The organism is Streptomyces sp. DSM 40750 (assembly GCF_024612035.1).
Taxonomy (GTDB): Bacteria; Actinomycetota; Actinomycetes; order Streptomycetales; family Streptomycetaceae; genus Streptomyces.
Map to the genome: position 1 here is coordinate 8,302,482 of NZ_CP102513.1, position 13,682 is coordinate 8,316,163.

A 13,682-nucleotide genomic window follows, 5' to 3' on the forward strand; every position below is an offset into this window, starting at 1 on the left:
GCCGGACCATGCCTCACCGCCGGTCTGCTGGGCGTGGTCCGGCCGTCCGCGGTCGCCCCTTCAGCCTCCGGTGGCGGGGCCGGCCGTGCCGGAGAGTGCTTCCAGGTCGCTCTTGCGGACCCTGATCACCAATACGGCGGTGGCGAGGGCGAGTACGGCCATCGCGACGGCCGGTATGAACGCCGTCGAGATGCCCTGGGCGAGCACCTCGTGACTCCATGGGGCAGGCAGTTGCTGGGTCTTCGCGAACTCGGCCTTCTGTTCGTCCGTGGCCTGCGTCATGAAGAGCCGTACCTGATTCTCCGCCTCGTCACGGCTGGCCGTACCGAAGACCGTGGTGAGGATGGACAGGCCGAGCGAACCTCCCACCTGCTGTGTGACGTTGAGCAGACCGGACGCCGCGCCCGCCTCGTGGGGGGCGACCCCGGAGACCGCGGTCAGGGTGAGTGTCACGAAGTTCAGGCCCATGCCGAAGCCGAACAGCACCATCGGGCCGAGCACCCCGCCGACGTACGAGCTGTCGGGGCTGATGAAGGTCTGCCACGCCAGGCCGAGTACGACGATCGTCGAACCGACCACCATGAACGGCTTGGGTCCGAGCACCGGCAGGAACCGCTGGGACAGACCGGCACCGGTGACGATCGCGACGGTCACCGGGAGGAAGGCCAGACCGGCCTCGATCGGCGTGTACTGCAGCACGTTCTGCACGAACAGCACGATGAAGAAGAACATCCCGAACATCGCCGCGGCCAGGCTCAGCATGATCACGTACGTGCCTGAGCGATTGCGGTCGGTGAACATCCGCAACGGCGTGATGGGCTCCTTGGCCCGCCTCTCGATGAAGCCGAACACCAGCAGTAGGATCACCGCCGCCGCGAAGGAACCGATGGTCAGGCTGTCGCGCCAGCCGTCCTCCGCTGCGCGGATGAACCCGTAGACCAGCGAGGCCATACCGGCTGTCGAGGTGAGGGCGCCCGCGATGTCGAACCGCCCCGGATGCCGCTCGGACTCGCTGATGTACATCGGGGTGAGGACGGCGATCAGCACACCGATGGGCACGTTGACGAACAGCACCCACCGCCAGTCGAGCCACTCGGTGAGCATGCCGCCCGCGAGCAGACCGATGGCGCCGCCACCGGCGGAGACCGCGGCGAAGACGCCGAACGCCCGGTTCCGCTCGGGTCCTTCGGGGAATGTCGTGGTGATGAGTGCCAGCGAGGTGGGTGACGCGATCGCGCCACCGACGCCTTGGAGGGCGCGCGCCGCCAGCAGTTGCCAGGGCTCCTGGGCGAATCCGCCGAGCAGCGAGGCGAGGGTGAAGACGAGAATTCCGGTCATGAACACACGGCGACGGCCGAGGATGTCACCGGCCCGGCCGCCCAGGAGCAGCAGACCGCCGAAGGTCAGCGTGTAGGCACTGACCACCCATGTCAGGTCGGTGGTACTGAACTTGAGCGCGTCTTGAATGTGCGGGAGCGCGATGTTCACAATCGTCGCGTCGAGTACCACCATGAGTTGGCAGGCCGCGATGACGGTGAGTGCGATGCCGGGGCGCCCCTCCCGGCGGGCAGCTCCCGGCTTCTGATCCTGAATCAACGGAGAGGTTGTCACTATGGGTCCCCCACAAGTGCCTTAGTGAACGCTGGCGTTCACTGACGCGTCCACGGTAGTGAGTCCCCCTTAGTGAACGCAAGCGTTCACCAAAGTCGCCGCCGTGGCGTGCACCGCCCGTCCGCTCCGCTTCTCGCATCCCCATCCCTCGGCTCAACGGAGAAACACAGATGGTCACTTCGCGCTGGACGGCCGCTCCTGCTCAGACGGCCTCCCCGCGCCGGCGCGGCGCCGTGCTCGAGCGCGCGATCCTCGATGCCGCGCTGGAGCAGCTCAGTACGGTCGGCTGGAGCGGCCTCACCATGGAGGGGGTCGCCGCGGGCGCCCAGACCGGCAAGGCGGCGGTCTACCGCCGCTGGCCCTCCAAGGAGGATCTCGTCGCGGACGCTCTCCAGGCCGGACTGCCTCGCTTCGAGGAGGCGCCCGACCTGGGCGGCGTGCGCGAGGATCTGCTGGAGCTGTGCCGGCAGGCGCGTGAGGCGATGTTCTCGCGCCCCGGGTTCGCACTGCGCTCGGTGATTCACGAATGCGACACCATCCAGGCCGAGCGCTTCCATGGCGTGATCGTCGAGGGTGTCGTGGAGCCGACGGTCAAGCTCCTGCGGAAGATCGTGGAGCGGGGAATTCGCCGGGGCGAGGTGCGGCCCGACGCGGCCAACGGGTATGTCTTCGACGCGATTCCGGCCATGATGATGTATCGCTCGAAGATGTGCGGCAGCGAATGGAACGAGCGGGACATCGAGGAGATGATCGACCAGTTGATGGTGCCGCTGCTGTGCCGACGGGGCACCTGAGCCGGGTTGAGAGGCGGGGCTGAGGTTGCCCCGGGAAACCTGGGTGTCGCGTGGGGACGCGGGCGGCGTAGGCTAAGGGCGCCATGCCGTACGAACCACCTACTCACACCGTCGAGCGCTCCCTGCGCGCCACGACCGGAGCGAAGATCATTGCCGGTGTCGACGAGGTGGGGCGCGGAGCGTGGGCCGGCCCCGTCACCGTCTGCGCGGCGGTCACCGGACTGCGCCGACCCCCCGAGGGCCTCACCGACTCCAAGCTCCTGACGATCAAGCGACGCGAAACGCTCGCCGAGGAACTGCTGAAGTGGGTGACGTCGCACGCCCTCGGTCACGCCTCTCCGGAGGAGATCGACGACCTGGGTATGACCGCCGCGCTGCGGCTGGCCGCCGTACGGGCCCTGGAGGCGCTTCCGGTGCGGCCCGACGCGGTCATCCTCGACGGCAAGCACGACTACCTCGGGTCGCCCTGGCGGGTACGTACGGTGATCAAGGGTGACCAGTCCTGTGTCGCCGTGGCGGCGGCCTCGGTGATCGCCAAGGTTCAGCGCGACAAAATGATGGCCGAACTGGGTGTCGACCATGCAGACTTCGGTTTCGCGGCCAACGCCGGGTATCCGTCGCCTGTCCACAAGGCCGCGCTGGCGGAGCGGGGCCCCACCCCGTACCACCGGTTGTCGTGGGCGTATCTTGATGCGCTGCCCCAGTGGCGGCATCTCAAGAAGGCCCGCAACTGGGCGAACGGAAGCGTTCCGGAGATCGAGGGTCAACTCGGCTTCGATTTCTGACGGATTCGTTCGCACTCATGTGCCACCCGCCGACGCGAGTCGCATCGGCGTTTGATAAAAATCAGCTCATGCCTCTCATTCCCGAGGAGCCTCAGATTCACGAGAGTGCCCAGGGCCCGCGTGCCACTCCGGCCAGCGGCCGGGTCGCGCCGACCCCCCGTCCCGTACCCGGTCCCCGTCCCGCGGCTCCGCCGCGGCCCGGTCGTCCGGGTCCTGCCCGGCCGGTGCCGGCTCAGCGCGCGGCGCACGCCGCAGCCGAGCCCGGGCCGTCCGCCCCTGCCGCCACCCCGCAGGTCCAGCTGATCCCGGCCTCGGCCGAGGGCGCGCTGGACGCTGCCGAGGAAGCCGTCGACCTGCTGCTGGACTCGGGCCGAGCCCCCGGCGACGTGCTGGTGATCACCACCGGCGAGTCGCATCCGTGGGCCGACCACGAGCTCTCCTTCGGCGAGGCCGCCTACTGGGCGCAGCACGACGCGGGCGACGACGTCTTCTACGCCGATGCGTCGGCCACCGACCGGGCCGCGCCGCGTCCCGTGGTCGTGGTCGCCGTGAACGGTGGAACCGATGCCGTCACCGCGCAGGCGCTGCCCAAGGCCCTCGGCCGGGCCCGGACCTTGCTGATCGTGTGCGGCGACCCGCAGACGATCAACTCGGTGCTGGGCGCCGGAGTCTGAGCGACTGCGGACCTCGCCCCGGTCGGCCCGTCAGGGCTCACCGGGGGGCCGTGCGTGCCCGGGGACGACTTGGGCGCCATTGACGGCCACACCCCGCGACGGGGCGCTTCGGCGTGCCTGCGGGGTGTTTCGGCATGTCCGGGGGTTTCGGACGGGTGCCCATATGGGGTGGGGGGCGTCTCGGCCGGGGTCTGCGCGGCAGTGTCCGACGTTTGTCGCACCGGGGCCGGGCTGTTTGACCGTCGGCGCCGGTCCAGGGCCGGTGTTCGTCTCATCAGGGATCGGTCTGGGCCCGCTACGTGCTGAGCGTCCAGGTCGGGCCTCCACCACGCGCCCGGCGCGGACGGGGTCTCAGCCGGAGCCGCCTGTGAGCAGGCGGCTCAGCGTGCCGCCGCCCGGCGCAGTACCTCCGACGCGACGCCGCCGGTGCGTGGCATCGGCGGCGGTGCCATGGCCGTGGCGAAGGGCTCCGCCGGTGAGTCCGCGTGGGGACGGCGGCCGCCGCGGCCCTCGCCGAGGACCTGCCAGCCGTCGCGTGTCAGCGTGATGTACGCCCCGCAGCGTAGTCCGTGCAGCGTGCAGGCGTCCCGTAGCCCCCACATCCACGCCCCGTCCTCCTCCGTCCAACGCGCGTCGCCGTCACGGCAGTAGAGCAGCACCGCGGTACGCACCGGAGTGCGCCGACGCAGGTCGTGCGGGATGACCCGGCGCAACTGGGCGAGGAGCGTGTTGCGGAACATCCAGCCGTCGGCCGGGGCCGGACGCCGGATGAACGAGGCGCTCGCCCTCAGCCGCTCGTCCGGATCCAGGACGGCGATGACCGCCGTCGCGGGCCGGGGCTGATGCCGCGCGTGCAGGCCGCTGACGACCTCCCGGGGATTGCGCAGCAGCGGAATCCCGGCGGCGGCCCATTCCGCGGGCTCGAGCATCCGGTTGGCGGAAGCGGCGGACGGGTCGGCAGACGTCGACATGGAGGCCGCCGAGGACGGAGCGAATCCGAAGGTCACGATCCTCCCTTCGGCTACGCGCCCACACTGCGGGCGGGGGTCGGACTTGGGGAGCGCACGCCGCAGCGGAAGCCCTACCGATTCGCGGGTGGGCCGTGCGGGGAACGGACTCCAATTCTTCCTGGCGAACTTCGTTGCGGCAACGAGCAATTGGGGCCACTGGCAGTTTTGTGGTGATCCACCGCTTATATCCCTGCGCAGAGAACGTGTCGGCAACGCCTAGGCGGCACGCCTACATCCGGTTGACGGGTCGGTCACGCCCGGACGGCCAGAACGAGGGGCAGCAGAGGGGCAGCAGAGGGGCAGCACCCCCTGTGCGCCCGCGCGCCGGAGTAGGCGCGCGGCGACCGCGAGCGTCCAGCCGGTCTCGGTGGCGTCGTCGACGAGGAGCACGGGCCCGCCCGCCTCCTTGAGGGCGACGGCCGGCTCGGGCGGCACGGTCGGCGCCACGTCGAGCGCCTTGAGCCGTTGTGCGCTGTCGCTACGAGTGACCTGGGAAACCGCGCCGGTGTACGCCACCGATCCCAGCAGGGGCAGACGGCCGATCTCGGCGATCCGCGAGCCCAGGGAACCGATCAGCTGTGGCCGGGAGCGGGACGCCATGGTGACGACACCCACCGGGCGGGGCTGGGCGTCGGCCTGCCCGGAGGCCGACGCCCAGCCGCCGGGGCCCTGCGCCCAGTCGGTCAGCGCGGCGACCACGGCCTTCGCCACATCGTCCGGAACCGGCCCGTCCGGGGTCTGGGCCGCGAGCATGGGCCGCAGCCGGTTGCCCCGGCCGATGTCCGAGAGTCGCCCCGCGCGCCCCGGCGCAGCCCTGCTCACCGGCTGGAATGCGCCCCTTCGGGTTGACCCCGACCTCGGGCAGCCACGTCGGCCACGTCGTGCGGCAGACCGGTCGCGGCCGCCGGCTCCGGCAGGACCTGGTCGCGGAAGTCCGGGTTGTTGAGCGCTCGGGGCCACGGAACTGGGAAGGCATTTCGAATTCCGGACGGTCTGGAGCCCTGACCTGCGTAAACGGTCCGATCGAGGATCGTTGTGGCGGAGCGCTCTGCCCTGGTCGTCCTCGATCGGTGCGTGGCAGGTGCACCGTTTGTGAGCCCTTTGTCGCTCTGGGTGGATTCGCCGATTGTCAGTGCCATCGGGTTGCATGGGGGCATGGACCATCTGGAGCTCCGCACTGAAGCCGACGCCATCCTCGCCGAGCTCGTCGGTGACCCCGGCGGGTCGGCGCGGCTGCGGGAGGACCAGTGGCAGGCGGTGGCGGCTCTGGTGGAGGAGCGCCGGCGGGCGTTGGTGGTGCAGCGGACCGGCTGGGGCAAGTCGGCGGTGTACTTCGTTGCCACCGCTCTGCTGCGGCGGCGTGGCTCCGGCCCGACGGTGATCATCTCGCCACTGCTGGCGCTGATGCGTAACCAGGTCGAGTCGGCGGCGCGCGCCGGGATCCAGGCGCGGACCATCAACTCGGCCAATCCGGAGGAGTGGGACACCATCTACGGGGAGGTCGAGCGCGGCGAGACCGACGTTCTCCTCGTAAGTCCGGAACGCCTCAATTCCGTGGATTTCCGCGATCAGGTGCTGCCCAAGTTGGCGGCCACGACCGGTCTGCTGGTGGTCGATGAGGCGCACTGTATTTCCGACTGGGGGCACGATTTCCGGCCTGACTACCGGCGGCTGCGGACGATGCTGGCGGAGTTGCCGGAGGGTGTGCCGGTGCTGGCCACGACGGCGACCGCGAACGCGCGGGTGACCGCTGATGTGGCCGAGCAGTTGGGGACGGGGGGCGGGGACGCTCTGGTTCTGCGGGGGCCGCTGGACCGGGAGAGCCTGAGGTTGGCGGTGCTGGAGTTGCCGAATGCGGCGCATCGGCTGGCGTGGCTGGGGGAGCGGCTGGGGGATCTGCCGGGTTCGGGGATCATCTACACGCTGACGGTGGCGGCGGCGGAGGAGGTCGCGGCGTTCCTGCGGCAGCGCGGGTACCCGGTGGCTTCCTACACGGGGAAGACGGAGAACGCCGACCGGTTGCAGGCGGAGGAGGATCTGCTGGCGAACCGGGTGAAGGCACTGGTCGCCACTTCCGCGCTGGGGATGGGCTTTGACAAGCCGGACCTGGGGTTTGTGGTGCATCTGGGGTCGCCCTCGTCCCCGATTGCCTACTACCAGCAGGTGGGGCGGGCGGGGCGTGGTGTGGACCATGCGGATGTGCTGCTGCTGCCGGGGCGGGAGGACGAGGCGATCTGGGCGTACTTCGCTTCGGTGGGCTTCCCGCCCGAGGAACAGGTGCGCCGCACGCTGACGGTACTGGAGGAGGCGGGTCGTCCGTTGTCGCTGCCGGCGTTGGAGCCGCTGGTGGATCTTCGGCGCTCGCGCCTGGAGACGATGCTGAAGGTCCTGGACGTGGACGGTGCGGTCAAGCGCGTGAAGGGGGGCTGGACCGCCACAGGGCAGCCGTGGGCGTACGACACCGAGCGCTACGCCTGGGTCGCCAAACAGCGGGCCGCCGAGCAGCAGGCCATGCGGGACTATGTGGCGACCGCGGGGTGCCGGATGGAGTTCCTGCAGCGGCAGCTGGACGACGAGAAGGCAGTCCCGTGCGGTCGCTGCGACTCCTGCGCCGGGCCCTGGCTCGATCCGGCCGTCTCGCCCGGGGCCCTGGCGGCTGCGACCGGCGAGCTGGACCGCCCGGGGGTCGAGGTCGAGCCTCGCAAGATGTGGCCGACCGGGCTCGCCGCGGTCGGGGTCGACCTCAAGGGCCGTATCCCCGCGGGCCAGCAGGCGGTCACGGGGCGAGCGTTGGGCAGGCTGTCCGACATCGGCTGGGGCAACCGCCTGCGCCCGCTCCTGTCGGAGCAGGCCGTGGACGGGCCCGTCCCGGACGACGTGCTGGCCGCCGTCGTGACGGTGGTGGCCGACTGGGCCCGCTCGCCGGGCGGCTGGGCCAGCGGCTCTCCTGACGCGGTGGCGCGGCCGGTGGGCATCGTCGCCATGCCGTCCCGTACCCGCCCGCAACTGGTCGCCTCACTGGCCGGGGGCGTGGCCCGGGTCGGCAGGCTTCCGCTGCTGGGCAGCCTCGCCTACACCCCGCATGCGGGCGAGCACGCGGCGCACCGCAGCAACTCCGCCCAGCGGCTGCGCGCCCTGGCCGCCTCCTTCACCGTGCCCGACGAACTCGCCGCCGCCCTGGCCGCCACCCCCGGCCCGGTCCTGCTCGTCGACGACTACACCGACTCCGGCTGGACCCTGGCCGTAGGCGCACGCCTCCTGCGCCAGGCCGGAACCGGCGAGGTTCTTCCACTGGTCCTCGCTGCCGCCGGCTGAGCTTCCCCGTTCCACTCCTGGCGCTTGACCTGGGGAATGCGTCCCCCGTGGCGGCACGCGGCATCGTGCAGCCGCCCATCAGCGTCGGTGGGGCAGGCGGACCGGGGAGGGGCGTCCGGCAGACGCGGGTGGTACGGAGCGGCCGGCGGAACGAACTGCACGTCCGACGGCGTCGGCGGCCGTACGCAGATCTTGGCGGTCCGTGGTGGGCAGGTCCTCGTCGCTCATGGCCCCATGCAACCCGATGCCTCGGACATCGCGCGAAGGAGCAGGGCGAACTGTGGACAGTTTCTGACGTGATCATGGTCGGACTTATCCACAGGGCAAAGCGGAATTTCAAGATCCGCGAGATGGTCGCCGCATGACGAATCACAGCGAAGCAGCCGGGACCTCCGGCAACAGTGACATCAGCGGGCAGAACGGATGCGGAGGGAGCGCCGAGTCCTCCGCGTACCTGGGGCACGGCGCGGCCGCCCGGTCTCCCGGCGAACATCAGGTCACCCTCCGCACACCGGCCGAGCTCGCCGACGCCTTGCCGTACCTGCTCGGATACCGCCCCGAGGACAGCATCGTCCTCGTCGCGCTGCACGACCGCGACGCCCGGGGACGGTTCGGCGGGCGCGCACGGCTCGGCATCCCGGCCCAGACGGACGACTGGCCTTCCGTGGCCCAGCAGCTGGCCCACGGCCTGGTGACCGGAAGTGAACGCCGGGGCGCCAAACCGGCGAGCATGGTCGCCTTCCTCTGCCAGGACCCGGCGAGCGGTGAGTCGGCACGCGACGTCATGGAGCGCCTGCGGCCACTGGCTCAGCTGCTGCGCAGGACCTGCGGCAGCCTCGACGTCCCGGTGGTGGAGGCCCTGTGCATCTCCGACGGCCGCTTCTGGTCCTACTGCTGCCCGGGCAACGGATGTTGCTCACCCGACGGGGAAGCGATGGGGCTGCCGGGTACCTCCGTGCTGGCCGCCGCCGCGACCTACGCCGGCCTTCAAGTGCGCGGCACCCTGAAGGAGATGCGGGCCAGGCTCCTGCCGTGGGAGACCGCGGCAGCGCTGCAGCAGGAGGCCGCTCTCGATGCCGCCCAGTCCGCCCTCATCCCGCGGATCCTGGACGCGGAGAGCCGGGCGGACGTGGCCGAGGAGACGCTCGCCGTGGCGCAACGCATCATGGGGCGCTTGGCGGACACCCCGACCGTGTTGGGCACACTGGACGCGGACCTCCGCGACGACGAAATCGTCGGGCACGACGACGCAGCCACCCTGATCCTCGGACTCCAGGACCGCGCCACCCGCGACCGAGCCGCCGAGTGGATGGAGGGCGACGAAGCCGGCCCCGCCCTCCGCCTCTGGCGCGTGCTGGCCCGGCGCTGTGTCGGCCCCTACGGCGAGCACGCCGCCGCCCCGCTCACACTCGTCGGCTGGGTCGCCTGGTCCTCCGGCGATGAACTGGAGGCCCGCGAAGCCCTGGCCATGGCCCTCGCGGCAGACCCCGACTATCTCTTCGCCCGCCTCCTGCACCAGGCCTGCAACGAAGGCCTCGACCCCGAGTCCATTCGCCGCTGCCTGCGAGCGGAGCGCAGGGGACGCGACCTGACTACCGCCACTGCGGGCGCCGGCGCCGACAGCGAACCGAGCCTCGCCGACCAGTCTCCCGGCGTGGAAGGGGCCTCGGACCAGCCCTGCGTGGCCACCGGCTCCCGGCGTCGGCGCAGGTCCCGCGCGGAAGGGAACCCCGATGCCCGCACCACCAGGCGATCGCCCGGCACGACCCGTGCCCGCCGCGCGCGTTCCATCGACGGCCACTCGCTCGCCCATCGGCGGCCGGGGCATGCGGCCGACGGCCCGAGCGGTCGGGCACGGGTCCGCCGCAGTGGCGGGGCGCAAGCCACGGAGGGGGATACGTGAGTACACAGGTCCGGCTCAGGGCTCATGAGAACGTGCTGCCTCGGCTCTGGGCGTACCTGAGTGCGCTGCTCCACTGGGTTCGCATGAGCGTGTCTCCCTCGCTCCGGCTCACATCAACCCGCAGCGCCGATCCGGACACCACCCACCCGACCCCGCCGCCGCTCCCGGCTTCCCGATCATCCCAGCTGCACCACCGCACCACCCCGCCACTCTTCGGTCGGCTTCCCGGGGCAGAGGCGTGACCCGGAGCGGAGCCGTTCCGTTCACCTGTGTGGCGGTACCCGTGGCTTGGCCTCGCCGCCGTATCACCCCCGTCCCTCTCCGGCTCCCCACCCGGTGCCGAGCGCACCCAGGGCGCGCCGAACACAGAAGAAGCCGCCCCATGTCCCTGCCCTCACTCCCCAACGCCTACGACGACGTCCCGTCCTTCCGCAGGTCCACCCAGCCCTCCACCCGGGCCCGCGAGGACAACACCGGCGCTCCACGCACGGACCTCCGCGATCCGACGCCCCGTCCAGCGGGTTCACGCTCAGGGAGTCCGAGCGGCCTGGTGTCCACCCCGACCGGCACGGGCGGCTCTCCGGGGCCGCCTCCCACAGGTGCGGGTGGCCCTTCGGCCCCGCAGGCGCCGCCCGCTGCCCCGCGCCGTCCGAGGGAGCTGCCGCCGGCCCACGCCACGCTGATCTGCGTCGCTCTGCCGGGCCTGGCGATCTCGACGGAGCAGGGCCAGCTGACCGGCACCGGACTGGAGGGCTTCTACCGCGCGGGACGGCGCATGCTCTCGCGCTGTCAGGTGCGGGTGGCCGGACGGGAACCGCTGGCCGTGCAGGCGAGGATGGTCACGGCCGACCGAGCCCGGTTCATGGGGACGCTGCGCATGGCCGCCGACGCCGGGCCGGACCCGGACGTCATGGTCGAGCGCACACGGTACGCGGACGGCACCGAGCGGATCACCCTGCACAGCACGGCCCGCCGCCCGCTGCGCCTGCCCGTCGAGGTGTCCCTGGGCACGGATCTCGCGGAACTGGGCGCCGTCGCCTCCGGCAGCGCCGGCCCGGAACTGCCCGCGAGTGTCCACGACGCCGGCCTCCGCTGGTCCTGCGTCAACGGGCACTCGACCGTGACCGCCCACCCTCCGCCCGCCGATGCTCTGGCCTCTGCGGGACTGCTGCGCTGGGAGTTGGAACTACCACCCGGCGGCACCCGGAGCGTGGAGCTGCGCGTACGGCCGGACGGCGCGGGACCCCTCAGACCGGTGGGACGCGGCGCCACGAGCCCCCTCGCCCAGGTGCAGGCCGCGGGCGACGACCAGGCGGCGCAGACCCTGCTCCACACCTGTCTGGAGGACCTCGAGGCCCTGCTGCTGCGCGACCCGCAGAACCCGTCCGACACCCACCTCGCGGCGGGCGCGCCCTGGCGCTGCGGCATGGCTCCGGCCGACGCACTGGCCGCGGCCCGGATGACGCTGCCGCTCGGCACGCGCCTCGCCGCGGGCACCCTGCGCACCCTCGCACGCACGCAGATCGCGGGCCCGGAAGCACAGTCGGGCATGATCCCCGGCCCTCGCCGGGACGCGGGCGCGCATCTGCCACCGGGCTGCACCGGTACCGACGCGACCCTCCTCTTCCCCGTGCTCCTCGCGGAGGCGCGGCGATGGGGGCTCTCCGAGCAGGAGACCGAGGAACTGCTACCCACCGCAGAGCGCTGCCTGCGATGGCTGCGGGCCGCTGCCGGTAGCGGCACCTATCTGCCCGACCCGCGCCCCGGCGGGCCGCTGCGTTGCGAGACCCAGGCACACGCCCACCGGGCCGCGCTGCTGGGTGCCGATCTCCTCGACACGTACGGCCGACCGGGCGGGGCCGAGTTGAGGGACTGGGCGAGAGAGCTGCGGACGCGGTTCGCGGCGGACTTCTGGGTCGAGGACCGAGGGGGCGGGAGACCCGCGGCCGCACGGACCCCGGACGGGCATCTCGTTCCGCACCTGGGCGCCGGCGCCGCCCACCTCCTCGACACCGGGCTGCTCGGAGCGGGCGAGCAGGCCCCGGGACTTCTCGACAAAGTGCGGACCGAACAGCTCGCGCGACTGCTCGGCGGGCCCGCCATGGACTCGGGGTGGGGGCTGCGGACCCTGGGCGCGAAGGAGGCGGCGTACAACCCGTTCGGCCATCGCAGTGGTGCCGTGCGTGTGCAGGAGACGGCCGTCGCGGTCGCGGGGCTGGCGGCCGCCGGATACGAGAAGGAGGCGAGTTCGCTGCTGCGGGGGGTGCTGGCGGCGGCGGAGAGCTTCGGCCATCGGCTGCCCGAGATGTACGCGGGGGAGCAGCGGACGGCAGGGGGTGCCCCGCTGCCTCACCCGGCCGCCTGCAGACCGGCCGCGACAGCGGCGGCCGCAGGGGTCCTGCTGCTCACCACGCTCGTAGGGATCCGGCCCGACGCCCCCGCCGGGACGGTGACGCTGCGGCCGGTGCGCAGTGCGCCGCTGGGCGAGATCGGCCTCACGGGACTGCGCGTCGCGGGCGCACCGTTCGCCGTACGTGTCAGCAGGCTGGGGCTCGCCTTGGTCGAGGAGGCGGCCGACGGGCTGCAGTTGGGGGTGTGACCACGCGTAATGGGTGAGAAGACGATCGGCGGTGCCGAGCCCGTGAGATCGGAGGTCGGTTCGTGAGGCCGGTGTCGGACAGAAGTGGATCAAGTGTGGAAGCGACCGGCGAAGGGAGTGTTTATCGTCAGGCAGACGACTATGATCGCGGCATGCCCTACGACCCGTCGGACTACCCGCCCTTCGCTGTCACCGTGGACCTGGTCGTGCTGACCGTCCGTCGTCACGCACTCTGCGCGCTGACGGTACGGCGGGGCGAGCAGCCGTTCCAGGGTCGGTGGGCGTTGCCCGGCGGCTTCGTGCGGCCGGACGAGGACCTGTCGCAGGCCGCGGCACGGGAGCTGGCCGAGGAGACCGGGCTGACCGCCCACGAACCGTCCGAGCCCGCGCAGGACAACGGAGCACACCTGGAGCAGTTGGCGACCTACGGTGACCCGAAGCGCGACCCGCGGATGAGGGTTGTCAGCGTCGCCCACCTCGCGCTCGCCCCGGATCTGCCGGCACCACGCCCGGGCGGTGATGCCAACAGCGCACGCTGGGCCCCCGTCGAAGAGTTGCTGGAGCAGGGCGGTTATGGGCGTGACGGCGAACCGGTGGCGCCGCTGGCCTTCGACCATGCGCAGATCCTCGCGGACGGGGTGGAGCGCGCCCGTTCCAAGATCGAGTACTCCTCGCTGGCCACAGCCTTCTGCCCGCCGGAGTTCACCGTCGGTGAGCTGCGGCGCGTCTACGAAGCGGTGTGGGGCGTGGCGCTGGATCCGCGCAACTTCCATCGCAAGGTGACGGGCACGCCCGGCTTCCTGGTGCCCACCGGCGGCACCACCACACGGCAGGGCGGCCGCCCCGCCCAGCTGTTCCGCGCCGGCGGCGCCACCCTCCTCAACCCGCCGATGCTGCGCCCCGAGGTCTGACACCGCGAAGCGGGGGCCAGCGCGGGGATCCTCGATGCTTCACGGTGCCCGAAAAAACGGACATACCGCGCTATCTTGCT

9 protein-coding genes and 1 pseudogene are annotated in these 13,682 nt (G+C 71.7%); 7 read left to right on the forward strand and 3 right to left on the reverse strand.

Annotated elements, in window-relative coordinates; genetic code table 11:
* Positions 1 to 60 precede the first annotated feature (60 nt).
* Positions 61 to 1,611 (reverse strand): MFS transporter, encoded by a 1,551-nt coding sequence (locus JIX55_RS36905; protein WP_257567552.1) that lies wholly within the window; start codon positions 1,609 to 1,611, stop codon positions 61 to 63.
* Positions 1,612 to 1,781: 170 nt separating this feature from the next.
* Here JIX55_RS36905 and JIX55_RS36910 point away from each other — a divergent pair, with 170 nt between their 5' ends.
* The 3 genes from JIX55_RS36910 (at position 1,782) to JIX55_RS36920 (ending at position 3,864) form a co-directional block, all read left to right on the forward strand.
* Positions 1,782 to 2,405 carry a TetR/AcrR family transcriptional regulator gene (locus JIX55_RS36910; protein ID WP_257567553.1) on the forward strand — a complete coding sequence of 208 codons (624 nt, stop codon included), beginning with the start codon at positions 1,782 to 1,784 and terminating at the stop codon, positions 2,403 to 2,405.
* Positions 2,406 to 2,488: 83 nt separating this feature from the next.
* Entirely contained in the window at positions 2,489 to 3,190 is a 702-nt protein-coding gene (locus JIX55_RS36915; protein WP_257567554.1) for a ribonuclease HII, read from the forward strand.
* Positions 3,191 to 3,258: 68 nt separating this feature from the next.
* Positions 3,259 to 3,864 carry a hypothetical protein gene (locus tag JIX55_RS36920; RefSeq protein WP_257567555.1) on the forward strand — a complete coding sequence of 202 codons (606 nt, stop codon included), beginning with the start codon at positions 3,259 to 3,261 and terminating at the stop codon, positions 3,862 to 3,864.
* A gap of 380 nt (positions 3,865 to 4,244) precedes the next feature.
* Here JIX55_RS36920 and JIX55_RS36925 read toward each other — a convergent pair whose 3' ends face one another.
* Both JIX55_RS36925 and JIX55_RS36930 read right to left on the reverse strand, forming a co-directional pair.
* Entirely contained in the window at positions 4,245 to 4,871 is a 627-nt protein-coding gene (locus JIX55_RS36925) for a hypothetical protein (RefSeq protein WP_257567557.1), read from the reverse strand.
* 297 nt (positions 4,872 to 5,168) lie between these two features.
* A pseudogene (locus JIX55_RS36930) lies at positions 5,169 to 5,760 on the reverse strand (recombinase RecQ); the annotation flags it as partial.
* 269 nt (positions 5,761 to 6,029) lie between these two features.
* Between JIX55_RS36930 and JIX55_RS36935 the strand changes: the two are divergent.
* From JIX55_RS36935 to JIX55_RS36950, 4 genes are all read left to right on the forward strand, one after another.
* Entirely contained in the window at positions 6,030 to 8,189 is a 2,160-nt protein-coding gene (locus JIX55_RS36935; RefSeq protein ID WP_257567558.1) for a RecQ family ATP-dependent DNA helicase, read from the forward strand.
* Positions 8,190 to 8,550: 361 nt separating this feature from the next.
* Positions 8,551 to 10,092, forward strand: a complete 1,542-nt coding sequence (locus tag JIX55_RS36940; RefSeq protein ID WP_257567559.1) for a DUF4192 domain-containing protein — start codon at positions 8,551 to 8,553, stop codon at positions 10,090 to 10,092.
* A gap of 382 nt (positions 10,093 to 10,474) precedes the next feature.
* Complete coding sequence (locus tag JIX55_RS36945; protein WP_257567560.1) at positions 10,475 to 12,691, forward strand: glycogen debranching N-terminal domain-containing protein; 2,217 nt, start codon at positions 10,475 to 10,477, stop codon at positions 12,689 to 12,691.
* Between the two features lie 152 nt (positions 12,692 to 12,843).
* The gene (locus JIX55_RS36950) at positions 12,844 to 13,602 is read left to right on the forward strand and encodes an NUDIX hydrolase (protein ID WP_005481548.1); all 759 of its coding nucleotides are present in this window, start codon (positions 12,844 to 12,846) and stop codon (positions 13,600 to 13,602) included.
* The last annotated feature ends 80 nt before the right edge of the window (positions 13,603 to 13,682 follow it).

Bases quoted from the DNA above. Each gene is read 5' to 3' on its own strand.
- JIX55_RS36910 (WP_257567553.1), top strand. From the start codon at position 1,782: ATGGTCACTTCGCGCTGGACGGCCGCTCCTGCTCAGACGGCCTCCCCG.
- JIX55_RS36935 (WP_257567558.1), top strand. From the start codon at position 6,030: ATGGACCATCTGGAGCTCCGCACTGAAGCCGACGCCATCCTCGCCGAG.
- JIX55_RS36945 (WP_257567560.1), top strand. From the start codon at position 10,475: ATGTCCCTGCCCTCACTCCCCAACGCCTACGACGACGTCCCGTCCTTC.
- JIX55_RS36920 (WP_257567555.1), top strand. From the start codon at position 3,259: ATGCCTCTCATTCCCGAGGAGCCTCAGATTCACGAGAGTGCCCAGGGC.
- JIX55_RS36915 (WP_257567554.1), top strand. From the start codon at position 2,489: ATGCCGTACGAACCACCTACTCACACCGTCGAGCGCTCCCTGCGCGCC.
- JIX55_RS36950 (WP_005481548.1), top strand. From the start codon at position 12,844: ATGCCCTACGACCCGTCGGACTACCCGCCCTTCGCTGTCACCGTGGAC.
- JIX55_RS36940 (WP_257567559.1), top strand. From the start codon at position 8,551: ATGACGAATCACAGCGAAGCAGCCGGGACCTCCGGCAACAGTGACATC.